At 38.3% G+C, this 25,143-nt stretch carries 19 protein-coding genes and 2 pseudogenes; 13 read left to right on the top strand and 8 right to left on the bottom strand.

Features of this window, described 5'->3' with window-relative positions:
* The first annotated feature begins 27 nt into the window (after positions 1-27).
* On the top strand, positions 28-1,335 hold the full coding sequence (eno, locus tag J4861_RS07920; protein ID WP_211817523.1) for a phosphopyruvate hydratase: 1,308 nt from the start codon (positions 28-30) through the stop codon (positions 1,333-1,335).
* Positions 1,336-1,538: 203 nt separating this feature from the next.
* Here eno and J4861_RS07915 read toward each other — a convergent pair.
* Positions 1,539-2,746 (bottom strand): annotated as a pseudogene (locus tag J4861_RS07915) (ISL3 family transposase).
* Between the two features lie 1,010 nt (positions 2,747-3,756).
* Here J4861_RS07915 and J4861_RS07910 point away from each other — a divergent pair.
* Positions 3,757-4,962, top strand: a pseudogene (locus tag J4861_RS07910) (ISL3 family transposase).
* Positions 4,963-5,213: 251 nt separating this feature from the next.
* Here J4861_RS07910 and J4861_RS07905 read toward each other — a convergent pair.
* From J4861_RS07905 to J4861_RS07895, 3 genes are all read right to left on the bottom strand, one after another.
* Positions 5,214-5,669, bottom strand: coding sequence for a DIP1984 family protein (locus tag J4861_RS07905; RefSeq protein WP_211817522.1), 456 nt, complete (start codon positions 5,667-5,669; stop codon positions 5,214-5,216).
* A gap of 20 nt (positions 5,670-5,689) precedes the next feature.
* A complete protein-coding gene (locus J4861_RS07900) occupies positions 5,690-7,084 on the bottom strand; it encodes a DUF2130 domain-containing protein (protein WP_211817521.1) in 1,395 nt (464 codons plus the stop codon).
* Positions 7,085-7,601: 517 nt separating this feature from the next.
* A complete protein-coding gene (locus J4861_RS07895; protein WP_036922943.1) occupies positions 7,602-8,810 on the bottom strand; it encodes an L-serine ammonia-lyase in 1,209 nt (402 codons plus the stop codon).
* Between the two features lie 1,148 nt (positions 8,811-9,958).
* Between J4861_RS07895 and J4861_RS07890 the strand changes: the two genes are divergently transcribed.
* The 6 genes from J4861_RS07890 to J4861_RS07865 all read left to right on the top strand — a co-directional run bounded on the left by J4861_RS07890 (position 9,959) and on the right by J4861_RS07865 (position 15,839).
* A complete protein-coding gene (locus J4861_RS07890) occupies positions 9,959-10,159 on the top strand; it encodes a hypothetical protein (protein ID WP_211817520.1) in 201 nt (66 codons plus the stop codon).
* A gap of 32 nt (positions 10,160-10,191) precedes the next feature.
* Positions 10,192-11,778, top strand: coding sequence for an Lcl C-terminal domain-containing protein (locus J4861_RS07885; protein WP_211817519.1), 1,587 nt, complete (start codon positions 10,192-10,194; stop codon positions 11,776-11,778).
* Between the two features lie 504 nt (positions 11,779-12,282).
* Positions 12,283-12,738: an HU family DNA-binding protein gene (locus J4861_RS07880; protein ID WP_211817518.1), complete on the top strand. Its 456-nt coding sequence runs from the start codon at positions 12,283-12,285 to the stop codon at positions 12,736-12,738.
* Between the two features lie 334 nt (positions 12,739-13,072).
* Positions 13,073-13,741 carry a DUF4230 domain-containing protein gene (locus tag J4861_RS07875; protein ID WP_211817517.1) on the top strand — a complete coding sequence of 223 codons (669 nt, stop codon included), beginning with the start codon at positions 13,073-13,075 and terminating at the stop codon, positions 13,739-13,741.
* 2 nt (positions 13,742-13,743) lie between these two features.
* Positions 13,744-14,421, top strand: coding sequence for a DUF4230 domain-containing protein (locus tag J4861_RS07870; RefSeq protein WP_211817516.1), 678 nt, complete (start codon positions 13,744-13,746; stop codon positions 14,419-14,421).
* Between the two features lie 56 nt (positions 14,422-14,477).
* On the top strand, positions 14,478-15,839 hold the full coding sequence (locus tag J4861_RS07865) for an MATE family efflux transporter (protein WP_211817515.1): 1,362 nt from the start codon (positions 14,478-14,480) through the stop codon (positions 15,837-15,839).
* Here the strand turns inward: J4861_RS07865 and J4861_RS07860 are convergent.
* Entirely contained in the window at positions 15,819-16,067 is a 249-nt protein-coding gene (locus J4861_RS07860) for a hypothetical protein (protein ID WP_211793154.1), read from the bottom strand. The genes J4861_RS07865 and J4861_RS07860 overlap by 21 nt on opposite strands.
* A 31-nt stretch (positions 16,068-16,098) precedes the next feature.
* Positions 16,099-16,665: an NUDIX hydrolase gene (locus J4861_RS07855; protein ID WP_211817514.1), complete on the bottom strand. Its 567-nt coding sequence runs from the start codon at positions 16,663-16,665 to the stop codon at positions 16,099-16,101.
* An 832-nt stretch (positions 16,666-17,497) separates the two neighbouring features.
* Between J4861_RS07855 and rplU the strand changes: the two genes are divergently transcribed.
* From rplU to J4861_RS07840, 3 genes are all read left to right on the top strand, one after another.
* Positions 17,498-17,815 (top strand): 50S ribosomal protein L21, encoded by a 318-nt coding sequence (gene rplU / locus J4861_RS07850; protein ID WP_013263975.1) that lies wholly within the window; start codon positions 17,498-17,500, stop codon positions 17,813-17,815.
* A 16-nt stretch (positions 17,816-17,831) separates the two neighbouring features.
* Positions 17,832-18,122 carry a 50S ribosomal protein L27 gene (gene rpmA / locus J4861_RS07845; protein WP_004361192.1) on the top strand — a complete coding sequence of 97 codons (291 nt, stop codon included), beginning with the start codon at positions 17,832-17,834 and terminating at the stop codon, positions 18,120-18,122.
* Positions 18,123-18,762: 640 nt separating this feature from the next.
* Complete coding sequence (locus tag J4861_RS07840) at positions 18,763-19,167, top strand: OsmC family protein (RefSeq protein WP_013263974.1); 405 nt, start codon at positions 18,763-18,765, stop codon at positions 19,165-19,167.
* A gap of 175 nt (positions 19,168-19,342) precedes the next feature.
* Here J4861_RS07840 and J4861_RS07835 read toward each other — a convergent pair whose 3' ends face one another.
* The gene (locus J4861_RS07835; RefSeq protein WP_211817513.1) at positions 19,343-20,071 is read right to left on the bottom strand and encodes an HAD family hydrolase; all 729 of its coding nucleotides are present in this window, start codon (positions 20,069-20,071) and stop codon (positions 19,343-19,345) included.
* 491 nt (positions 20,072-20,562) lie between these two features.
* Here J4861_RS07835 and J4861_RS07830 point away from each other — a divergent pair, with 491 nt between their 5' ends.
* Entirely contained in the window at positions 20,563-22,104 is a 1,542-nt protein-coding gene (locus tag J4861_RS07830; RefSeq protein WP_211817512.1) for a sulfatase-like hydrolase/transferase, read from the top strand.
* 412 nt (positions 22,105-22,516) lie between these two features.
* Here J4861_RS07830 and J4861_RS07825 read toward each other — a convergent pair whose 3' ends face one another.
* The gene (locus tag J4861_RS07825; protein ID WP_211817511.1) at positions 22,517-22,723 is read right to left on the bottom strand and encodes a hypothetical protein; all 207 of its coding nucleotides are present in this window, start codon (positions 22,721-22,723) and stop codon (positions 22,517-22,519) included.
* 519 nt (positions 22,724-23,242) lie between these two features.
* Here J4861_RS07825 and J4861_RS07820 point away from each other — a divergent pair.
* Positions 23,243-25,123: an IS1634 family transposase gene (locus tag J4861_RS07820; RefSeq protein ID WP_211817123.1), complete on the top strand. Its 1,881-nt coding sequence runs from the start codon at positions 23,243-23,245 to the stop codon at positions 25,121-25,123.
* Positions 25,124-25,143 lie beyond the last annotated feature (20 nt).

Here is a 25,143-nt window from a genome sequence, read left to right as displayed (position 1 = left end):
AACTGATTTTTAATAAACATATAAGTTATGAAGATTGAAAAAGTACATGCTCGCGAGATTATGGACTCACGTGGCAATCCTACAGTTGAAGTAGAGGTAACTCTCGAGAATGGTGTAATGGGTCGTGCAAGCGTTCCATCTGGTGCTTCTACTGGTGAGAACGAGGCTCTGGAGCTTCGTGATGGCGACAAGAACCGTTTCTTGGGTAAGGGTGTTCTCAAGGCTGTTGAGAATGTAAACAACCTTATCGCTCCAGCTTTGAAGGGTGACTGCGTGCTGAATCAGCGTGCTATTGACTACAAGATGCTTGAACTCGATGATACTCCTACTAAGAGTAAGCTCGGTGCTAACGCTATTCTCGGTGTTTCTTTGGCTGTAGCTCAGGCTGCTGCTAAGGCATTGAACATTCCATTGTATCGTTATATCGGTGGTGCAAATACTTATGTATTGCCAGTACCTATGATGAATATCATCAACGGTGGTGCTCACTCTGATGCTCCTATCGCATTCCAGGAGTTCATGATTCGCCCTGTAGGTGCTCCTTCTGAGAAGGAAGGTATCCGTATGGGTGCTGAGGTATTCCACGCACTTGCTAAGCTTTTGAAGAAGCGCGGTCTCTCTACTGCAGTAGGTGATGAGGGTGGTTTCGCTCCTAAGTTCGATGGTATCGAGGATGCACTCGATTCAATCATTCAGGCTATCAAGGACGCTGGTTATGAGCCAGGCAAGGATGTTAAGATTGCTATGGACTGTGCTGCTTCTGAGTTCGCTGTATGCGAGGATGGTAAGTGGTTCTATGACTATCGTCAGTTGAAGAATGGTATGCCAAAGGATCCTAATGGTAAGAAGCTTAGCGCTGATGAGCAGATTGCTTACCTCGAGCACCTTATCACAAAGTATCCTATCGACTCTATCGAGGATGGTCTCGATGAGAACGACTGGGAGAACTGGGTTAAGTTGACATCTGCTATCGGTGATCGTTGCCAGCTCGTTGGTGATGACTTGTTCGTAACTAACGTTAAGTTCCTCGAGAAGGGTATCAAGATGGGTGCAGCTAACTCTATCCTTATCAAGGTTAACCAGATTGGTTCTTTGACAGAGACTCTCGAGGCTATCGAGATGGCTCATCGTCATGGTTACACAACTGTAACTTCACACCGTTCTGGTGAGACTGAGGACACAACTATCGCTGACATCGCTGTTGCAACAAACTCTGGTCAGATTAAGACTGGTTCTATGTCTCGTACAGACCGTATGGCTAAGTACAACCAGCTCATCCGTATTGAGGAGGAACTTGGTGCTTGTGCTAAGTATAGTTACACAAAGTTGAAGTAATCCATTTTATCACCTTGTGTGATTAAATGAATTTTTATAGAGTAGGGGATAATTGCTTATAATAGTGATTATCTCCTATTTTTATTGTTTGTAGTTATGACAAATGCTATTGGGGTTCCCATAACATAAATAGATTTCTTCGTTATACAATAAATTATTAATGTATAATCCAACGTCTTATAGCAATAAAATAGGCTCTTCCGTTAAATGCGTAGACTCCTATCATGCAGTGCATATAGTCTTAATTTGAAGTATTCTTCATTTCTGAACCCATATATCTGTCTTTTCAAAACTTTTATTTTGTTGTTAATTCCTTCTATTGTTCCGTTTGTTATATAATGGTCATACCATGCTAATATGTATGTCTTGTATGCTCTAATAGTTGACGCCATTTTCATTAATGGTTGTATTTTGGATTCTATAGCTTGCTTTACCCATTCATCCAACACAGCTTTAGCCTTTTGCTTACTACACTGATTCCATATTTCCTTAAGATCTCTTCTTTGAGATAATAGGCAATCATTAGCGGACGGTTTAGGCTTAGTGCGTTCTCCAGTCTATTTCTGTGTGCATGATCAAAGATATCATTTCCATTTCTGAGTAACAACCAACGTGTTCCTTTGATTACTTTACGCTTGTTGATGTCCTTTTCCTCATGCCATAACTGTCTCCTTAGCAAGTCCAGCTTTTCGTTCATAAGCTTGGTTACATGAAAGTGGTCTACTACAAGTGCTGCATTGGGAAGATGCTCACTTACAGCTCGTGTATATGCGGCAGAAAGGTCTGTACATACTGCTTGTATATGCTCTTTGTCTTTGCCGAGCCGTTCCCAAAATCCATCAAGAGCATTCTTGCCATTACCATCACCGACATAAACAATATGACCATTATCCAAATCTACAACTATGGTCTTGTATACATGCCCCTTATGAGTGGCAAACTCATCAATGGAAATACGCCTTAACATGGAAAGGTCTGGGTTAGAGTAATTTGACTGTAGAAACTCCATCTGTATATTACGTACTACATCCCAGGATACCTGTAGGAACCATGATATATCTTGAATTGTTGCAAAGCGAGACAGGTCAAACACCATATTTGCAAAAGCTATAGTGTGCCGACGTTTTCCTTTCGCAAAGTCGATGTTTTCTTGTTTGATACAGCCGCAGTCGTGACATTGAATACGATGTACACGCATGTCCAGATAGGTCTTGCTCAGACCTATGGGAACACTTACAAAGCGACGAATATGACTGCCGTTACGATTAATATTATGACTTCCACATACAGGACAACAAAGTTTTTCCTTTGGAGTTTGGATTTCTAAAACTAAGTTATTACCTTCGTAGCGCAGATTCTGACAATCTTGTTGGGAGACGCCTAAGGCGTTTTGCATTATGCTGGTATTCATGTTCTTGAAGTTTGGTCACTACAAAGATACATAATACCAGCTTTTTATATATAACTAATCAGAGATATCTATCCATTTAACGGAAGAACCATAAAATAATTAGAATTTTAGTACTTTCGTCGTGTACAAAACTTTACACTAATTCTTGAAAATAGTCATTTATAATGTTCAAAAATGCTATTCTGGACGTCCTTTGTAAGTATTTAAACCTCAACAAGTTACAAAACAGCAAAAGAAAAGGTGCTTAGTTGGACTTCAAAAGGGCGTTAATAAGGTTGCAAAAGGGCGTCTTTAGCAAGTCAATTAAGCCTTAATTGACATCTAATTTAACTTCAATTAAAAAGCAATGGGTGAAAATTATTTACAAAGATGTTTTAATTAGGTTAGTATGACATGATATTTAGAAACGATTTATTTCTTAAGTTTTAAAGTTATTCATTTTTATTTGAAGCTGTTTTTTTGTTTCTTATTTTATCATTTTAGCTTATTTGTATAGTTTCTGTTATGCAAACAGACTTATTTTCTCTTTGATTACTAATTTTATAAGTAAGAATATAACTAACGCCTAATGGTTTTTAATATCTCTTTATATGCTTAATATATAATGAATATTATGATAAATAGATAACTTGTAACTCACTGTCAAATTATAAAATCATATAAATCCCTACTTTATCATCTGATTCTGACTTTCAATGATTTATGTTACTAACTTTCAATATATCATGAAATTTGAATGAAAGTTACCAAAACTGATTCTTAGAAAAGAGTGTACCTTTCTCTTATAGGTCCGCTAAAGGTATCGTAGCGTTCGTTTGTTTAATGTTATAATGAGAATTTTTGTTTTCTCAAAAATTAGGAATCTATTGCTTTATGTTTAATCTTAGAATTTAAATTCAGCAATAGCACTTAAGAAAAATGGTTCTTCCGTTAAATGGATAGATATCTCTGATTAGTTATATATAAAAAGCTGGTATTATGTATCTTTGTAGTGACCAAACTTCAAGAACATGAATACCAGCATAATGCAAAACGCCTTAGGCGTCTCCCAACAAGATTGTCAGAATCTGCGCTACGAAGGTAATAACTTAGTTTTAGAAATCCAAACTCCAAAGGAAAAACTTTGTTGTCCTGTATGTGGAAGTCATAATATTAATCGTAACGGCAGTCATATTCGTCGCTTTGTAAGTGTTCCCATAGGTCTGAGCAAGACCTATCTGGACATGCGTGTACATCGTATTCAATGTCACGACTGCGGCTGTATCAAACAAGAAAACATCGACTTTGCGAAAGGAAAACGTCGGCACACTATAGCTTTTGCAAATATGGTGTTTGACCTGTCTCGCTTTGCAACAATTCAAGATATATCATGGTTCCTACAGGTATCCTGGGATGTAGTACGTAATATACAGATGGAGTTTCTACAGTCAAATTACTCTAACCCAGACCTTTCCATGTTAAGGCGTATTTCCATTGATGAGTTTGCCACTCATAAGGGGCATGTATACAAGACCATAGTTGTAGATTTGGATAATGGTCATATTGTTTATGTCGGTGATGGTAATGGCAAGAATGCTCTTGATGGATTTTGGGAACGGCTCGGCAAAGACAAAGAGCATATACAAGCAGTATGTACAGACCTTTCTGCCGCATATACACGAGCTGTAAGTGAGCATCTTCCCAATGCAGCACTTGTAGTAGACCACTTTCATGTAACCAAGCTTATGAACGAAAAGCTGGACTTGCTAAGGAGACAGTTATAGCATGAGGAAAAGGACATCAACAAGCGTAAAGTAATCAAAGGAACACGTTGGTTGTTACTCAGAAATGGAAATGATATCTTTGATCATGCACACAGAAATAGACTGGAGAACGCACTAAGCCTAAACCGTCCGCTAATGATTGCCTATTATCTCAAAGAAGATCTTAAGGAAATATGGAATCAGTGTAGTAAGCAAAAGGCTAAAGCTGTGTTGGATGAATGGGTAAAGCAAGCTATAGAATCCAAAATACAACCATTAATGAAAATGGCGTCAACTATTAGAGCATACAAGACATACATATTAGCATGGTATGACCATTATATAACAAACGGAACAATAGAAGGAATTAACAACAAAATAAAAGTTTTGAAAAGACAGATATATGGGTTCAGAAATGAAGAATACTTCAAATTAAGACTATATGCACTGCATGATAGGAGTCTACGCATTTAACGGAAGAGCCAGAAAAATTCCCTATCCCACCCTCGTCAAATATGTTATAGTCAGCTAATGGTAATGCTATATGCAAAATGCAAAGTACACCGTACCAGTCTTTTTAGACATTATATGCTGGGAAATGCAACCTGCAAATAAATCCTCAGAAACCCCGTACTCTGATGTAATGTTTTTTTAGCTCACACCTACAACATAATAAGACTACACCTTAAAATGTTTCTTTAATCTTCTTATATTCTTTATAAAGATTACTCCATTAGTTCAGTTGTGAAGTTTAGTGTCTGTATCTTCATATCAAGTTCGCGTAATTGCTTAGATAAGTCATCAATCTTCTTACCTAAAGGCTTGATATCTATAGTTGTTACCATTTTGATTTCAGAACGGCTGTAACGCTCCTGAGATTCTGACGCTTTATTAAAGATTTCTCGAAGTGACGTAATACGCATAGAGAGAATATCACGTTCTGCCATCATTTCTGTAATAGTCCGCCCTTCACTAATAGTATTCATGTTTGTCTTGTTAATCTTGAATATTAAAGCGAAAAGAGTATTCAGACAAGCATCCATTTCTTTCATCAACTCCTCAGGTTCTTCTGATGGAGAATCTCCTTCCTGTACTCGAACATTATTCAGTATTCTACTTTTAAGCTGTTCTATTCTTTTTTGTGTATCCTTACGAATAGCTAATGCCTCTGCTAATTTCATTGTGATATGCTTTTTTGTAATTATTCTGTTATATTCTGGTTATTCTTACGGGCTTCGTCAAACTTAGCTTTCATCGTAGGATTCATGTACGTTAGCCTACGTATTGTAAGATCGTCTGTGTCTTTATTAGCAAGACGAAGATTATTCTCACTACTTAAAAGTTCCTCACGTACCTTTTGAAGTTTTATAATTGTAGCATCAATATCCTTAATAGCATCATTAAACTTCTTAGATGCCATCTCATAATGTCGCCCAAACTTAGTTTTGAAGTCTTCAATCTTATTTTCAAAGTTGGTGACATCCACCTCTTTGCTCTGTGAAAGAATAAGTTGCTTCTTATATTCTAAACTCTTCTTTGACGTTTGTACAAGAAGATTAATAAATGGAACGAAGAACTGTGGACGAATAACGTACATCTTTGGGTACAGATGACTCTTGTTTACAATGCCAGTATTATAAAGTTCATTATCAGCTTCAAGAAGACTGACTAAAACAGCAAACTCACAACCTTTCTTTTTGCGGTCATCATCAAGCTTTTTCAAGAAGTCATCGTTCTTATGTTTTGTGGCAGTAGTATCCATTTCATTCTTCATTTCGAACATGATAGAGATATACTCCGTACCATCTTCTTCCGCACGAAAGATGAAGTCTCCCTTTGTACCATCGCTTGCATCATTGTCTTTCTCAAAGTAAGCAGTAGGCATCATTGGTCGGATATACTGGTCAAACTCTATACTACAATGCTGTTCAAGCGTTTCACCAACCATCTTGGTAGACATCTTGGTCTTCAAGTCTTTATAGTAGTCCACTAAATCCTGCTTCATTCGAAGTTCATTCTCATGATGTTTGATGAGTGATGCCTCATGAAGTTGTGCTTCACGCTTCTCTAATTCTACTGCAGAACGAAGCTGAGAGATTTCAGTGTCCTTTGCTTGAACCTCTTTCTGAGCTTTACTACGTTCCTCCATGAGTACAAGTTGCAACTTATTTTCATTTTGTTCTATGACAGAGTTAAGCTTAGATATCTGCTGCTCCTTCTCTGCCAAAGCAATCATCATCTCATTCTTCTTCTGAGTTGCAATGTTTTCTAACTGTGTTTTAAGCACCTCTATCTCGGCTGAGAATGAACTCTTTAGCTTTGTAAGTTCACTTTCTTTCTCACTCTTCAGACGTTCAATCTCAGCATCTTTGGCACCAAGTTCAAGTTCTTTCTTAGAAAGTTGGTGCTGAAAGGTTTGTTCTGTCTTTGCAGTTGCTAAGGCTTGTTCTGCCTTGTGCTGCTCATGAAGCTCAGCTATACGACGGTTAACCTCCTCGTTAAACTCTGTATTCTTTACTTGATTAACGATAGAAGCATAGTCTGCTTCGTCAACAGTAAATGCCTTATGGCAGTTAGGGCATATTAATTCTTTCATAAATCTGATATCTTTAGATATTTGAAAAGTCTACTCACAGAATTCTGACCATAAATATTTCTATTGTTTTTCGTCATTCTATCTGCATCTATATTTATGTTAGCTATAAAATAAACAAGCCGAATGCGAATATACAAAATTAATTGCTCAATCTGAATGATTAAGCAAGAAAAATAGTAAATTGCTCGTTAAATTATTGGTTTCACCATTATTACTAACAGAAATAACCCTATAAAGGAATGTTGATTATTGTTTAATAGCACCTTAAATTAGATTATCTGCAAATGAATAAGTCTAATAAAATGGCATAGTCTTTATTTTCTTTCAATATGTCCATAGGTTTAAAAGACTCTAATATGAATAAGATAGATGAGTCCTTAATTAACTTTCTTATTATAAGAAACAATGCTCAGTAAATGCTTTTACCAATATCTGGTAAAACGTTTACTGAGCATTAAGAGCATCTATATATCTTCTTTGATAGGTATCAGACAGATGTAATATTGACAAATAAGCTTTACATCTGATAATCCTTTGCCAAACCTCCAGCACTTGTTTCCTTATAAAGAGACGGAATATCATGTCCAGTCTGCTTCATAACCTCTACAACACGGTCAAATGAAACGCGATGGCTACCATCACTGAAGGATGCATAAAGCTGAGCATCTAATGCACGACAAGCTGCAAAAGCGTTACGTTCAATACAAGGAATCTGTACTAAACCACACACGGGGTCACATGTCATACCTAAATGGTGCTCCAAACCCATTTCTGCAGCATATTCAATCTGAGATGGACTACCACCAAACAACTGACAAGAAGCTGCTGATGCCATTGCACATGCTACACCAACTTCACCCTGACAGCCTACTTCGGCACCTGAAATAGAAGCATTATATTTTACTATATTACCAAAAAGACCTGCTGTTGCAAGTGCATGCAATATCTTAGTTTCAGAAAAGTCATGCCCCTTTGACAGGTGATATAAAACTGCAGGAACAACGCCACAGGCACCACAAGTTGGTGCGGTCACAATCGTACCACCAGAGGCATTCTCCTCACTAACTGCCAAAGCGTATGAATAAACCATTCCTCGACTCTGTAAAGAAGGCTTATATCCACGTGCCTTTATATAATAATTAGGTGCTTTACGAGCAAGGTTCAATGGACCTGGTAAGGCTCCTTCACTGTCAAGACCACGCTCAACAGCAGCTTGCATTGTTTTCCAAACTTCACGCAGATAGTCCCATAAATCATCTCCCTCACAATGTTTTACATACTCCCAATAACCACGTCCATGATGCTCACACCATGTTTGGATATCTTTAAGTGTATGCAAATCATAGACAGACTCCTTATGGAAGTAGTCGTCTGTGGCCTTTCCTTCTGACAAAGCACCACCTCCAACACTGTATACAGTCCATTCGTCTAAGAGATCTTGACTGTTATTATAGGCACGAAACAACATGCCATTAGGATGATAAGGAAGGAAAACCGAAGGTTCCCATACTATTTCTACTGGTGCTATTTGTTTTAGTACGTCAATAATGGCCTTATCTGTCATGTGGCCCTTGCCTGTGGCAGCCAAGCTACCATACAATGTAACTTCAAATCTTGCTGCTTCTGGATGACGTTCTGCAAAGATTATTGCTGCACGCTGTGGTCCCATCGTATGACTACTCGATGGTCCCTTACCGATTCTAAATATCTCTCTTAATGATTCCATATATGGTTGTCCCAAATACTTCTAATTTACTATTATGCTGCAAATGTACGAAAAAAAACGTCAATTATGCAGAAAAGCATCTTTTAAATTGTCGAATATGATTTTTTATTATCTAAAACCTGTTCCTATAGGTTATATTTCTAATTTTCCTTTTAAGCGGTTATTATGAGGATAGGGCGTTATCAAATATTTATTTAATGAAATAGAAATATCCTGTCTATCCATTACCATGTCTCTCGTCTTCTACAAATTATCCTCCTATTAACCTCCGTCTGCAAATAATTTTCATGCAACTCGAATCTAAAACATGGCTCTTCCGAAATATGGAGTGATAAACTAAAAGTCTTATATCAAAGGCACACAGAGTCACAGAGGGGACGGAGGTAAAGGCAATGCCACAGAGGTGTAGCATACAGATTCCTGATAACTTCTGAGATAAATGCTTTGGGTATAGAGTCTCTGATAAAACTGGCATACTTCCTCCGATGCTCCACGCACCGACGGTGCCTCCGTGCCTACCAGAACTTTGTTTTGATAACCCTCCGTACTCTCTATTTCTCTGTGTGATATTTCGTCAGAGACCCAAGCTATCGTTTTAAACCAAAGGCGAAGATACAAAGAAAAGATAACGGATTTAGCCTCATTATTCAAGCCCTCTGCAAAGATGTTTGCTATTTAATAAGGTAACGTAGAGCAAGGAGAGACAAATGTTTTTATTTTTTTGCTATTTTCTTGTTTGTTTCATATATTCTCACTACCTTTGCGCCCAGTTAAATTAAAATTAACTTGTAATAACAATGAGCGTCATCAAGAATATTAATTCAGTAAAAGTTTGCACCTTAGGAAATAAAGGTGTAGGCTCTATTTGTGCTGCATTAAATTCTTTAACGAAGAAAGACAAAAAAAATAGTGCAAATTATTTGGTAGTTCCAAATAATTTTGTACTCTCTCTCTCTCTCTCTCTCTCATATATAGGCCAGGCCTAACCTCCCCACTTTTTCTTCACGCATACGCGCGCGATGTGTGCTGTGTAACCCCTGTAAACAAAGGACTTTTCGGAGTTTCCTTTGTTCGCTTTTTTGTGTCCCTATGTAAACGAAATAAAAGAAATTAAGCACGAAATAATAACTATTTTAATTGATAAAACAATGGATAAAAAGAAACAAAAGAAGAACTATTCTGCACCAAAGTGTGAAATAGTTCAGGTAAGTGAAACCACTTATTTGATGGATACGTCTTATCCTGGTCAGCATAATCCTGCACAATCAGGTGGCACATCAGGAGATGCAAAGAAGGCATTTGATTGGATGGACGAAGGCGAGGACGAAACTCCATCATGGAAAGACTAACAAAAAGTAATAAACTAAAAGAACAACGAAAAATGAAGAAAACAATGAAACAACATTCATTCTTATCACGATTAAAGTCCTTGGCGCTTACGTTCGGCATAGGTTTGGCATTTGCTTCTTGTGCCAATGAGGAAATAGCGCAGAACCAAAATGGCAAAGATTACGATGCAAGACTAACAACTTTCTCAACAGGTGACCCAACAACCCGTACATCTATGGAAAGTGACGGTAAATTCTTTTGGGAAGCAGGCGATAAGATATACGTAAAGGACGATAACGGCACTTGGAACGCAAGTAGCAATTCGCCAACAGATAAAACTGCTTACTTTAAGTTCAAAGTACCTGGCACATACACAGCTCACATGTCTTACGAAGTTTATTACCCTGGTAAGAATGGCAATCAGGATCAAGTAACAATCGCTGCAAACCAAAGTCAGGCAGAGCCAAACAGCACCGCTCATTTTGGTGTATCAGGCGATTGTGGTATGGCAACAGCAACACGCATAGCGAGCGAGCGTAAATTTAACTTTACACTCGACCACAAGGCAGCTTATCTTCTCTTCTTGCCACGTACCAGCAACACAATTTTGCATAATTGTTACTTGACTAAGGTAGAGGTAAATTCTGACAATGACATTACCAGTACTTACACGCTCGACCCAACAACAGGCGAACTAACAGGCACTGGTACAGGCAAGCAGATTATTATTTCAACAGGTGGTAGCGGAACATACCCTAACGGCTTCCCTTTAACCAATAACGCTACAAGCGCAGCTACCAACGGTGCATACGTCGTAATAAAGCCTGGTACCCACATACTAAAGATACGTTATTGGGTTAAGGACGTTGCAACAGGTACAGAGGGAACTATAACCAAGACATTATCATCAGCAACCTACGACCAGAACAAGTATTACAACATTACTGCTAATCTTGACGTAAAGAACTACCTCGGCGACCATTATTATATGTGGGACGCACAGAATCAATATTGGTACGGTTACGAATGGACAAAGCACTTGTCAGGAAACACAGGTCAGCCAACATTAAACGGTAGCAGTTCATCAAATTACCCCCAGAGCAACGCTGACTCACGTTACTACAACGAGTATTACCCAGGTTATGGCGTAAGTAATCCAGCTACCCACGCATCATGTAAAGACCTTCCAAACGCAAACGAGATGTCTTGGTATTGTATGTACGGCGAACCACGTTGGGACGCAGACGAACTTTGGACTACCATGGGTCATTTATATAAAGGTGGCATGTGGTTTAAGAAGAAGTCTGTATTACAAGCCGAGCATCATTACGACACCGAGAAATCCGCCGATAATACAACCGACTTGCGTACAACATGGAAGAACTACAACAACAACAGCAGTAGCATCAACTCAGGTGTCCCATCAGCAGCCGATGCAAACAAATATTTCTACCTGCCCGCCTTGGGTTACTACAACTCTGGTCAGCTGTACCGTGTTGGCAACGTTGGCTACTATTGGTCGTCAAGTGCTTACCCATGGGACAGTTACGACGCGTACGATCTGTACTTCGGCAGTGGTCGCGTCTACGTGTACAACAGCAACCGCGGCTTCGGGTTCAGGGCGGAGGCGCTTCAGTAGTCCTCGCGATTGCCTTTTATAGGTGTCGCCCTCTAAAAGGCGACACCAAAAGAACCGCCGTAAGACCCCACCCCGGTCCCCCCCGAACCAACGGTCACTGACCGAAGGGAAGTAAAGGGGGGGAGTGCCTAACAGACAGGATTTCTGCTGAATGCGTATTCCGTCGCTGCGCTCACCGTATCTACGTGTTGACGGATGCGTATTTAGCTACTTATAGATACGCATTGCGCAGCTGTTAGATGCGTATCTAACAGCAGCGCTCACCGCATTTAGCAGCAACGCTCACCGCATCTAACGGCACGTAGATACGCATTGCGCAGCAAGGGAATACGTATCTGGCGGGAAGAGGGTGCTGAAAGGAGGAAGAAGAGACGATGAAAGGCAGGAAACAAACCAAGAAAATAGAATGGGGCAGCATGAAGAGGCGCAAAGAAAGCTGCTGAAGCGTGCTGCCCTACGCTATGATAAATAAAATCTAATGTATAACTTTAAACACGAAGAATTATGAAAATTCGTTTAGTACCAAAGAAAAATCCGCAGAAGCGGGAGGAAGTAAAGTTTTATGCTAACCCTGTTAATCTTGGGCATAAGTCGCTCGACGACATTGCGCGTGACATTGCGGGGCGTTCGTCCTTGACACGTGGTGATGTGTCGAACGTGTTGTATAACTTTATTGATTGCTTGCCCCATTATCTCCGTGATGGTTTCAGCATTCAATTGGGCGAGTTTGGCTCGATGCGTGTCACACTGGCGAGCAAAGGATCAGAAACAGAAAAAGCTTTTAAGACCGAGACGATTAAGCCTCGTGTGGTCTTTACGCCTGGAACAGAATTGAAACGTGAGCTTGCCGTAAATTCCTACGAATCGGTGAGAAAGACAGAAGAGGCAGGGAAAGACAAGAAGAAAAAGGAAAAGGAAAAGAAAGAAGAGGAAAATGGACCTGTACCAGACACCGTTTAACCCTCATTGAATGCGAAAGGTTTTGGGTTAACAGAACAGATTTGGAAACAAACTCGGTTTTGAAAGATTCTGAATTAATTTTTTTCATGTTTTTAGAGATATGCCCTTGATGTGATATCAATAGCAATACTTTTTAATTTATTAATTTAATTTTCGTTTTCTTGCCCCTGTCACCACTCTTGGTGTAATGGGGCAAGTTTTTGTTTACAATTATCATCAACGCGTAAGGTTTACTTATCCCCCTACTCTACCTTTTTGTTTCTTTTTATTAGTCAAGTAAGTGTTTTATCATGTGTTTTTTGTATCTTTGCGCAGATAATTATAAAGATTTAGAATGAAACATTTCGCCCTCCTACTGTCGTTTTTTTCATTGCTGACAGTGGCTTGTACTGATAAAAAAAATACTGAAGAGCCAGTTGCAAAGGTTATTGATACGATTCCAATGCTGGTAACACAGGTACAGCAATGTTCACGACTTTACACGACAGAATATCGTATTCATAAGATTATCACTCATGATGATAAGATGAAACTGTCTGGCTCGTTCATGAAACAAGACTTCAGCGTGACTTTACCATTAGGCGACCGTCGAATTGCAATCCCAATGGACGCTACATTGAAGGCCTACATAGACTTATCTGGTTTTAGTGATAAGAATATTCAACGCCAAGGTAAGGAACTTCTCATTACCCTACCCGATCCAAAGATTGTTCTTACTTCAACAAAGATTAATCATAAGGAGGTGAAGGAATATGTGGCACTGACACGTCATAACTTTACGGATGCTGAACTTACAAGTTATGAGGCACAAGGAAGAAAACAGATTATAGCTTCTATACCACAGATGGGTATCATCGAACAGGCACAAGAAAGTGCTGCACGACAGCTTGTTCCGATCTTTACTGCTATGGGTTATAAAGAATCTGACATAACTGTCTCATTCCGCAAAAAGTTTACTCTTAAGGATTTAGGGCAGGTGATTGAAGTAAATAAAAAGGATTGAAAATGGAAACAAGAACACCTGAAAATATAATAACAGAGCAAAAGAAGAATGATATTAAGCCGAATAAGAAAGGACTTCTCAGTCGTTTCTTATCCTTTAATAAAGGCTGTCTGCTGACCTTTTTAATCATCATTAGTATTTGTGGCGGTCTGTTTTACTGGTTTAATTCATCCAATGAGATAAGTATATCTGCTGACCAGCGTATTGATATAACGCCAACACAGATACAACAAATACAAGATATAGGTCAGTGGGAATTTCTTGCAATCAATGATGAAGAACTCATAGATACGGTGAGTCGTGGCTTCTTCTCTGATTCAGAACTTGTGCGTATCTATTATGGTACGGTTCGTTTAGGTGTTGACTTACATCAGGCAGAACCTCATTGGCTTCGTGTTGAGAATGACAGTGTTATCGTTGCAAAGTTGCCACCTATTGGATTACTTGACACTAACTTTATCGACGAGGCAAAGTCACGCTCATTTTTTGAGAAAGGAGACTGGACTTCGGCTGATCGTGAACAACTCTATAATCGCGCCTATAAAAAGATGTTAGCTCGTTGTATGACAATTGAGAATATTAGCACAGCTGAAAAAAATGCTAAGCAACAGTTTACTCAGTTCCTCCGTTCTATGGGCTATAAAAATATTAAGGTTGAGTTTGCCTCAAAGAAACAATAACAAACACAGTTATTAGGAAGTTCACAGTTTTATAATTGAGGGGTTATAAAAGGATAATGGCATCAGAAGAAACAACACAACATATAGAAAGCATGACAGAAGGCGCTCCTTCACGTGCTATCTTGAAATTTGCAATACCCCTCATTCTTGGTTATATATTGCAGCAAATGTATCTAATTATTGATGCTGCAATAGTAGGAAGATGGATAGGTGTAGGGGCATTGGCTGCTGTGGGTGCATCAAGTAGTATTATGTTCCTCATCATGGGCTTTTGTAATGGTTCATGTGCAGGCTTTGCTATACCTGTAGCACAAGCTTTTGGAGCAAAGGACTACCATAAAATGCGTTGTTATGTTAGCAACGCTATGCGTATTGCTTTAGTTTTAGCCATAGTCATCACGTTACTTTCTTGTTTCCTATGTGATAAGATTCTACGAATGGTTAACACGCCAGAAGATGTTTTTCATGATGCTTATATCTTTCTTTTTCTGCAGTTTTGCACTATCCCTTTCACTATTGCCTATAATCTTTTATCTGGTCAGATACGAGCATTAGGTAATTCTAAGCAGCCTTTTTACTTTCTTCTTGTATCCTCTTTCTTAAACATTTTTCTTGATATTGTTTTTATTCTGTTACTGGGAATGGGAGTTGAAGGAGCTGGCATAGCAACTTTCCTCAGTCAGGTTTTTGCATCATCATTATGTTGGTGGTTTATCAAACGACACATGACAATCCTCGTACCTATCGGCGATGAACGTCAGTTTGATAACAAAAAAATAAGTATTCTGCTGAACAATGGTATACCTATGGGGCTACAATTCTCTATTACCTCTATTGGTATTATCATGCTTCAAAGTGCAAATAACGCTTTAGGAACAGTTTATGTTGCTTCATTTACTGCGGCTATTCGTATTAAATACCTTTTCACTTGTGTACTTGAAAATATAGGTGTAGCCATGGCAACATACTGTGGACAAAACCTTGGTGCAAAGAAACTTCAGCGAATAAAAACTGGTGTGAATGATGCAATGTGGATAATGATGGCTTATTTCGTTCTTACAGTTATTATTATCTATCCTTTTGCAGACAAAATGATGATGATTTTTGTCAATGGAAATGAACAGGAAGTAATTGAAAATGCAGCACAATTGATGCGTATTTCAAACTGGTTCTATCCTTCATTGGGAGTTCTCGTCATTCTTCGATACAGTATTCAAGGTCTTGGATATAGTAACTTGAGTATGATGAGTGGAGTTATGGAAATGATAGCACGCTGCGGTGTGAGTATTTGGTTAGTACCCGCTTTGGCATGGATAGGTGTTTGTTATGCTGACCCAGTAGCATGGATAATGGCAGATATATTCCTTATTCCAGCCTACATTTGGCTGATTAGAAGACTAAAGAGACAAATTGGATAGTGTTTTAATAGCTTCTTGCATATCTTCAGCAAATCTATTATGTGTTAGAAGAAACTCCTCTCGACCGTTAGCTAACAGTTTGTATAGTTCTGGACTCATCCCATCTACATATGAACTGATGGCATATTCGATGTCATCTTTCTGTCGTTCGCTGTTTGAGAATGCGTAAACTTGATACTTCTGATGGAAAAAGCAATAGGCAGCCTCAATGCTATCTTTTGTAATCATGTTCTTATCTATTAGAATGTTTGAAATTAAATCAATCTTTGATGCTAAAGTATTTCCATAATGGAGCTACCATTAATGCTTGAATAAACTCACCACGTAATAACATTTGTTTTACTTCCTCCTTAGGACAAAGAAAAACATCTATGTCTTCTGTCTCATCAAGATGCTGCTTGTTTGTCTTTTTTACGCCACGAGCATAGAAACAATGACATAGATTATCCATAACTCCTGGGTTAGGAGCTATGGTCATAATCTCTTCCCATTTACCACCAGTGTACCCAGTTTCTTCTTCTAATTCTCGTTGTGCTGCATGTAGCGGAGCCTCTCCTTCTTCTACTACTCCTGCACAAATCTCTGTTGACACGACGCCAAGTCCGTGTCTATATTGACGTTCCAAGATAAGTTTCCCATCTTCTGTCTCAGCAATTACATTAATCCACTTTGGATATGAAAGTACATAATACTCATCATAGATCTTTCCATTTGGTAACTGAACAGTATCACGACGAGCCTTCATCCAAGGTCGATTAATAAGTTGCTCGGATGCAAGTATACTCCATTTCATATCTTCATCATTACGTTGCTTTTTCTTGTCCATAACATCATTAATTGTGATTCAGTAGATACAAAGTTATTATATTCCAATTTAATGTGCAAATATAATGCTTGCCATTTACTTTTATTACGCTTAACTTTTTACTAATAACGAAAGACTCATATTCCTTCTGCCCTACCCTAAACCTTCTTTACAATAGAAAAAACAATAAAGAAAATCATTTTTGTTGACGAAACTATCAATTATATTTTATATATTTGTAAACAAGATAACAAGGACTTGCCGTATCCTAAATCAATTATAATAAGAGGTATGCTTTACGGCGGAGCTACTCTATGGAGGAATATAACTATGAAACGTAAACCAAAGATGCACAACGAACAAGAGTTTAATCTTGATAATGTTTATCAAGAGGATGAACGTCAACTTGATAATTTAGACGATAGCTCCTTTGATATGAGATATAAATGACAATTACTAAAGCTTGTAACATCTATGGAGTTTCCTTGAACAACGCTTAGTATGCGTAGTAATGTTATAAGTTTTTGGCATTAATCATATTCTATGAAACTTTCAATCAAACTTGAAGGTAGCTTCTTTTATGTGCGTATACTTGGTTATATTGACAAGAAATCATCAAGTGTATTTATCATACATCATATGTCTTATTTTATTGACTGATTCCATATCAAAGTAACTTTATGTGCTATAAATGCTCTAATTATTGTTAATTAGGCAAGAATTATCATTTATTATTATGTTACATAACATTAATTTTTAGTAACTTTGCAACCGATTATGCCGTTTTGGGCTCAGAATAAGTGCTGGATAGATGCTCAGCCGCCCAGCGGTACAAACCCGTTTACAATAAAAAATGTACGCAATTGTAGAAATTAACGGTCAGCAGTTCAAGGCTGAGGAGGGCAAGAAGCTCTTCGTAAACCACATCAAAGATGCGGAAGAAGGCAAGGCTGTTGAGTTTGACAAGGTTCTGTTGGTTGATAACAACGGAACAGTCACAGTAGGCGCACCAACTGTCGAGGGCGCAAAGGTAGTAGCTGAGGTAGTAGCTCCTCTCGTAAAAGGCGACAAGGTAGTTGTCTTCAAGATGAAACGTCGTAAGGACTACAGAAAGAAGAACGGTCATCGTTCACACTTCACTCAGGTAGAAATTAAATCAATTAACGCTTAACAAGGAGGACTTAAGAATGGCACATAAAAAAGGTGTAGGTAGTTCTAAGAACGGTCGCGAATCAGCTTCAAAGCGTTTAGGTGTTAAGATCTGGGGTGGCCAGAAGATTATCGCAGGTAACATTATCGTTCGCCAGCGCGGTAACAAGCACTTCCCAGGCGAGAACGTTGCACAGGGTAAGGACGACACATTGTATGCACTTGCAGACGGTGTTGTTTACTTCCACAAGGGCAAGTACAATAAGAGTACTGTTTCTGTCCTTTCAGAGGAAGTTTACGCTGCTAAGACTGTAAAGCCAGAAGCTTAAAGCGAAACAAACAAACAACTATTCCAAACAAACAACATAATCCCGGTCTCCTTATGGAGCCGGGATTCATGCTTTTGTAGGAGTACTTTAACCCAAATCGGCCATTAGAGGCTAAACATATTTTGTTTTATTATCGAGCAGATTGTTTGGCTTTGTAACGCAGGCATAGCGGGCTACGTCAAGTTACAAAGACACACAAGATACCGATAAGAAAATAAAAGATGTTAGGAAACAACACTATAGTAAGAAGAATTATACATATTGTGGTCTAATGACCAATTTGGGTTAAAATGACTCTTTATATATTAGTTTGTTCCTGAATCAAGTTAATGATTAAATCTACTCACACTAAAAGAAAGCCTACTTAAATCATAATGAATGATTTGAGCCCTTATTCTTACTCCTTAATAAAAAAAGTCGCATTATTATTTAACAACCATTTTCTTTACACTACCACCAGAATACTTCACGATTTGTAACCCTTCTGTGTTGCATTGAGTATTTATGGTTTCCATATGCTTTTAAATCCGACAATAAATAATGGTCCTTTTAGTTGCTATTCTCAACATAATATATTATATTTGTCATATCAATTCAGTTATAAAGAATTATTTTGATTCACAATTAAAGAATATCTATTATGGTAGTAACGAAAGCAATTTATCAAGGGAAGGGACGCGTTGAGGCAAAACACGTAAGATCGGGAGTTCTCGTAACAACAGATGCTGGAAAAGCAGTTGGTGGCCTTGGAGAAAATCAAAACCCTGTTCAACTATTAGGTAACGCATTATCTGCTTGTGTTCTAACTCTTATGGGTTTGCAAGCTGAGCGTAGAGGTGTAGACTTCACTGGCTGTTATGCTGAAGTTGGTGAGTGCGAAGAAGATATGGAAAAGTTCACAGTTACTCGTATTCCGATAACTTTTCATCTTAAGGCTTCATTTGATGAAAAACAGCGTAAGAAGTTTGAGTATATTGCTAACAAAGCATGTTTTGTGGGTAATACGTTAACTGCAGAAAAGGTTTTCACCTTTGTGTACGATTAAAAGCACTATTAATATGTCGACAATATAAGGTAATTAGCTATCAAACTGCTTATCATCTATATATAAAGAAAAGTCCTGCCATAATTTATTAACTGATTATGACAGGACTTTATTCCTTCTATATGCTACTAATTAGTAACTTCCAAATAGACTTCTTTTTAGCCAGAAGTCTACGTTATGAAAGCTTACACTCATCAATTAACCTGGAGTTAGGACTCAAGAAATTAGTCAGTTCTGCGAATCTTGATAATCTTATCAAATGTGGATGAATCTTATTAAGATATGATCTGCCCTCATTATCCATATAATTTGGAATATGAATCGCCCATCCTCCTATTTTTAATACTGGAGCTACATCTTCTGAATATGAATCTCCGACCGCTAATACTTGCTCAGCTTTTACACCAAACTGTTTGCAAAGTCGTGTATAAGCATCTGGTGTTTTATCCGATACAATAACAATATCATCAAAATAGGGACGTAGTCCCGAGCGTTGAAACTTATTTTCCTGATCAAGCAGTTCTCCTTTTGTAAATACAATCATTCGATATCTACCAGTGTCATGCAGTTTTGCCAATGTTGTTTTAACTCCATCGAAAGGATGACCTGGTAATCGCAACAATTCTTTGCTTACCTCAACAATCTGTCCGATATCATAGCCCTTTACCTTTCCGTGACTGATTTTGACCGCATTCTCTATTAGTGATAGCATGAAAGCCTTACTTCCATAACCAAGAAGTGGTATGTTAGCCTTTTCAGTGGCGCGGAGAGTATGGGACACCTCATCTGCAGAAGCATACGGGGCAAGAATCTCACAGTACACTTTTTCCACTGTATTAAAGTAGGTCTGACTACCCCACAGTGTATCATCAGCATCAAATGCTATAAGTGAAATCTCCGTCATAAGCCTAAAAAATTAGATATTATTGTTATCGTGAACATTCTCTTCTTTATTGAACCTTGTCCAATAAAAGGCTGGTCGTAGACAGTAAATAATAAAATTCCTTTCAAAAATAATAAATCCTCCTTTCCTTTCTTTTTGCAGCAAAGATAATCCTTTTTTCCGTCATTACAAGTTTTTTATCAATATTTTTATCAACAAAACTGTTAATTTTACTTTTATTAATTATATGCAAATGTATTATATTTATCGACAAACAGCAGCTATGCGTTAATAAACGTATTTTATTTATGTACTCTATTAACATTGACAAGCCCTATTTCGACTACGATGTTGAGGTAATTAATACGTTGAAAAATTTGACTAATTCAAATATTTTTGCTTTCTTTGTGGTCGTTTAAATTTGGAAAGAAAATGTATATTTTGAATACTATTCTCTCATAAATAACATCTATAAAGTCCAAATATTTACCTAATTGGAAACTAAAAACAAAATGGAACAAAAACTCTTGACAATAGCCTTAGTGTCTTCTGCAATCGGAACAGGTCAGAAAGCTTTAGCTCAAACACGTGGAACAACTACAGATAAGCCAAATGTAATTATTATATTGGCTGATGATCTTGGCTATGGTGATTTAGAGTGTTATGGTGCCAAGAATGTTCAAACACCTAATATTAATAAGCTCGCACAGTCAGGTATACGTTTTACGAATGGACATGCAGTCGCTGCAACAAGTACTCCCTCTCGCTATTCGCTTCTTACTGGTGAATATGCTTGGCGTCGAGAAGGTACAGATGTAGCTGCTGGTAATGCTGGTATGATTATAAAACCGAGTCAATTTACGATGGCTGATATGTTTAAGAGTCGTGGATATGCTACCTGTGCTATAGGAAAGTGGCATCTTGGACTGGGTTACAAGGGGGGCGAACAAGACTGGAACGCACCTTTGCCAGAGTCGTTAGGCGATCTTGGTTTTGATTATCATTATATCATGGCTGCCACTGCAGATCGTGTACCATGTGTCTTTATAGAGAATGGTTCGGTTGCAAACTATGACCCAGCTCACCCAATAGAAGTCTCTTATGTACGAAACTTTGAGGGTGAACCTACAGGACGTAAGAATCCAGAACTCCTATATAATATGCGTTCGAGTCATGGACATGACATGTCTATCGTTAATGGGATCGGTAGAATTGGCTATATGAAAGGTGGTGGAAAGGCTCTTTGGAAGGATGAAAACCTTGCCGACTCAATACTTGTACACGCAGTGAAATTTATTGAAAACCATAAGAAAGAACCTTTCTTTATGTATTTCGCAACAAATGATGTTCATGTTCCTCGCTTCCCTCACAAGCGTTTCCGGGGAAAGAATCCAATGGGAGTGAGAGGTGATGCTATCGTTCAGTTTGACTGGACTGTCGGACAGTTAATGAAGAAACTACATGAACTAAAGATAGATGACAATACACTCGTTATTCTTACAAGCGATAACGGACCTGTCGTAGATGATGGATATCAGGATGGTGCAGAAGAACTCCTCAATGGTCATAGCCCTGCTGGTCCTTTCCGTGGCAATAAATATAGTGCTTTTGAAGGTGGAACAGCTGTTCCATTAGTTATATCTTGGCCTCGTAAGATTAAGGGAGGAATGGTGTCTAAAGCACTTGTGAGTCAGATTGACCTTTTATCTTCTTTGGGTTCACTCGTTCAAGCAAGATTTCCAAAAGGTAGTGCACCTGACAGTCGTGACTACCTTTCTACCCTTCTTGGTAAAGACCTGAAGGGGCGTAACTATGTAATTGGACAATCTAACACACATGTCCTTTCAGTGCTTACCGCTCAATATCGGTACATTGAACCAAGTAACGGACCAAAAATGATTCAATGGGGACCAAAGATTGAAACAGGAAATCTTCCTTTTCCCCAACTTTATGATATGACTGTCAGTCCTTTTGAATCCAAAAATGTTGCTGATGAGCACCCTGATGAGGTTTCTCGTATGCAATTAATATTGAAAGAAGAGAGAAATAAATAGTACTATTAATTAATGTTTGAAAGAAATTAAGATCTCCCATTCTTTCGATATAGGTTACAGCAAAACTATTCCATATCTTACAAGAATAGTTTTGTTTTAATTTGCTGTCACTTTCAACACATCTTGTAATCCTTCTGTAAACTAATGAGTTAGATGAGAATATAAAGTGATAGAAGTGACAGCAAAAGTTATCTTCTATCAATAAGCCGAGCTCACTCTGATAATGAATTACAAGCTGATTTGCCATCAACACGCTTAGTGCTTACCAACAGCACAATACGTGCGGAGCAGCAACACGATATGTGCGGAGTAATATAGAATCCTTAAAGGGCATTAGTTAGATGCCAAGTAATCCCCCTCTTTTATGCTACATTATAACTAACTTGTTTTCTGAAGAAACTTAATGTTCTGTTTAAGTAGCTTGTTGTAAACTTAAAGTATCTTCTATTATTTGAGGTGATGTTTGGGGTTTGAAAATCATTAATACCAAAGGTTTTTCCTTAATAATATTGTCTAATAAGAATATATTGTCATTTATTAAGCAAGATAAACCTGTAAAGAAATCACATATCTTATTGTGAATATCCAGACTATCTACAAATCTTACATCAATATCCATTTCTAACTGTTCTGTACTATTTAATATTGCTGTCCGGTAAAAATAAACTGAAAGTTCTGTATCTCTTTATTCATCGGTGTTGCAGCCGTTTTACTTATCTAGGGGCTTGGTTCTTAGTTTTAAACTGTAAGCATTATAAAATGCGCTTATTTTGACAAGGAAAGCCCTATAATAACCAAATAAATTAATGAAATCATAAGTTTAAGCCTATTTTATCTAACACAGATAACTCCAAAAAAGTTTTATCGGACACCAATAACTATTTAAGTACCACCTAATAATAGGTCGTTTATCTAAGAAAAGCGTTATTATTTCATTACAAATATCCTCCTCTATATCCTCTGCTAAACCATTAACCCAAGTTTAACCGGCAAAATTATTTTTCATAAATTTTCGGGATGTTTTGTGTAGTATCAATTTGATAAATGGTTGATAATCAAGTATAGGGTATTGTAACGAGGAGTAAAATCTGATTTGTAGGACACAGTCATATCAAAATTATTTTGTTACTTTGCACTCATGCACGCAAATGTACAGACACGATTCAACCCTGCCACAGGGGACATGGCTCCTTATTATCGCATCAAGGAGTCATATCGTGATGTGCAGGGTCATGTACATTCGCTAATTCTGTTGAATATCGGGTTCGAACCTTCACTTACTGCTGTACAGGTTCGAAAAATTGCATACGCTCTTACCGAACGCTTCAAAAATAGAAGTACACCCTCGCTTTTCAAAGAACATCTTGACGGTCTTACTCCTATTGAACAGGCAAAGGCTGACGAATGGTGGATCCGTATGGAGAAAGAAGGTGGAATCGATCGATTTAATAAGGAAGAGCAGAAGTCGCTGAGAAAATATGAGAACTACATAGACCTTGAGACGGCAAACTATACTGACGCAAGGAATGTTGGTGCAGAGTGGCTCTGCAAGCAGACAATAGACAAGCTACAATTAGAGGGTTTTCTGCGCAAAAACGGGTGGACGGAGAATGCGATACACACGGCTTTGTCAGCATTGATTGTTCGCACGGTATATGCAGTTTCTGAACGTTCATCTTATTATTATTTGCGCGATAACTCGGCTGCCGCTGAACTTTATAGTGGAGTTCCTGGCTGGACACCAGGAATCAATTCTCTGTATAAAATCACTGATAAATTATATGAACTAAAGGAACAGTTAGAGCATCATCTGTGCAGCATTACTGACGCTCTCTTTAATATAGACAACAAGTTGATGCTCTTCGACTTAACCAACTTCTATTTCGAGGGCAGCAAGCGTAACAGCAACAAGGCCAAGTTCGGTCGTTCAAAAGAAAAACGCTCTGACTGTAAGCTACTTGTACTTGCATTATGTATCAATAAAGAAGGTTTTATACGTTATTCTTCTATCTTAGAGGGTAATACAGCAGATCCCAAGTCTCTACCCAATATGATTGATACGCTGGCAAAGAGGAATCCATCAAGAACAAAGGATACGCTCGTTGTCATGGATGCAGGTGTTGCCACGGAAGAGAACTTGGAGTTAATAAAGAAAAAGGGTTACAATTATCTCTGCGTATCCCGTACGAAAATGAAAGACTATATGCTCAGTGATGATAACAAGAGCGTTACAGTAATGGATGCCCGTCGGCAGAAGATAACGCTGAAAGAGGTTAAGACAGAGGATGATGAGGATTATTATCTCGAAATAACATCTCCTTCGAAAGCTATGACAGAGTCGTCCATGAACAGGGTTTGGAAAGAGCGTTTTGAGATGGAACTGCAGAGGATAAACAATGGAATCTCCAAGAAAGGTGGAACAAAAACCTATGAAAAGGTTGTTGAACGTACAGGACGTGCCATACAGAAGTACCCTTCTATAGCGAAGTTCTACCAGATAAGCTACATAAAAAATGAGAAGAAGCCCAAGGAGATGCTACGTGTAGACTGGGAGATAAAAGACCTCTCGGCAATGGAATCTGGTCATGGAGTCTATTTCCTCCGTAGCAATGTCAGGACACTTTCTGAGTGTGTAACATGGGAATACTACAATCTCATTCGTGAGATAGAATGTACGAACAGACAACTAAAGAATGATCTCAACCTCCGTCCAATCTATCATCAGAAAGATGAGCGAAGCGACGCACACCTTTTCTTCGGTTTATTAGCCTACTGGGTGGTAAACACTATCCGTTGTCAATTAAAACGAGAAGGAGAATCCTGTTACTGGACCGAGATAGTACGACGTATGAGTACCCAAAAGCTCGTCACCACAAAAGGGAAGAATCCATTAGGTGAAACCATCGAGATGCGCCAGTGCAGTAGTCCTTCGAAGCAAGCAAAACAGATATACGATAAGTTGAACTTAAAACACTCACCATTCAAAAAGAATAAAATTTGTAGGACACAGAGCCCATAAGAAAAACGAGGAAAGTACGG

This window comes from Prevotella melaninogenica, assembly GCF_018127925.1.
Taxonomy (GTDB): Bacteria; Bacteroidota; Bacteroidia; order Bacteroidales; family Bacteroidaceae; genus Prevotella; species Prevotella melaninogenica_C.
The sequence above is the reverse complement of the archived record's forward strand: the minus strand, read 5'-3'. Positions and strand labels throughout refer to the sequence as shown.

Coding starts and splice junctions, on each gene's coding strand:
- J4861_RS07885 (WP_211817519.1), top strand. CDS start 10,192: ATGAAGAAAACAATGAAACAACATTCATTCTTATCACGATTAAAGTCC.
- J4861_RS07880 (WP_211817518.1), top strand. CDS start 12,283: ATGAAAATTCGTTTAGTACCAAAGAAAAATCCGCAGAAGCGGGAGGAA.
- J4861_RS07855 (WP_211817514.1), bottom strand. CDS start 16,665: ATGGACAAGAAAAAGCAACGTAATGATGAAGATATGAAATGGAGTATA.
- J4861_RS07900 (WP_211817521.1), bottom strand. CDS start 7,084: ATGAAAGAATTAATATGCCCTAACTGCCATAAGGCATTTACTGTTGAC.
- J4861_RS07890 (WP_211817520.1), top strand. CDS start 9,959: ATGGATAAAAAGAAACAAAAGAAGAACTATTCTGCACCAAAGTGTGAA.
- J4861_RS07830 (WP_211817512.1), top strand. CDS start 20,563: ATGGAACAAAAACTCTTGACAATAGCCTTAGTGTCTTCTGCAATCGGA.
- J4861_RS07860 (WP_211793154.1), bottom strand. CDS start 16,067: ATGATTACAAAAGATAGCATTGAGGCTGCCTATTGCTTTTTCCATCAG.
- J4861_RS07875 (WP_211817517.1), top strand. CDS start 13,073: ATGAAACATTTCGCCCTCCTACTGTCGTTTTTTTCATTGCTGACAGTG.
- J4861_RS07865 (WP_211817515.1), top strand. CDS start 14,478: ATGGCATCAGAAGAAACAACACAACATATAGAAAGCATGACAGAAGGC.
- J4861_RS07870 (WP_211817516.1), top strand. CDS start 13,744: ATGGAAACAAGAACACCTGAAAATATAATAACAGAGCAAAAGAAGAAT.
- rpmA (WP_004361192.1), top strand. CDS start 17,832: ATGGCACATAAAAAAGGTGTAGGTAGTTCTAAGAACGGTCGCGAATCA.
- J4861_RS07905 (WP_211817522.1), bottom strand. CDS start 5,669: ATGAAATTAGCAGAGGCATTAGCTATTCGTAAGGATACACAAAAAAGA.
- rplU (WP_013263975.1), top strand. CDS start 17,498: ATGTACGCAATTGTAGAAATTAACGGTCAGCAGTTCAAGGCTGAGGAG.
- J4861_RS07895 (WP_036922943.1), bottom strand. CDS start 8,810: ATGGAATCATTAAGAGAGATATTTAGAATCGGTAAGGGACCATCGAGT.
- J4861_RS07825 (WP_211817511.1), bottom strand. CDS start 22,723: ATGGATATTGATGTAAGATTTGTAGATAGTCTGGATATTCACAATAAG.
- J4861_RS07840 (WP_013263974.1), top strand. CDS start 18,763: ATGGTAGTAACGAAAGCAATTTATCAAGGGAAGGGACGCGTTGAGGCA.
- J4861_RS07835 (WP_211817513.1), bottom strand. CDS start 20,071: ATGACGGAGATTTCACTTATAGCATTTGATGCTGATGATACACTGTGG.
- eno (WP_211817523.1), top strand. CDS start 28: ATGAAGATTGAAAAAGTACATGCTCGCGAGATTATGGACTCACGTGGC.
- J4861_RS07820 (WP_211817123.1), top strand. CDS start 23,243: ATGCACGCAAATGTACAGACACGATTCAACCCTGCCACAGGGGACATG.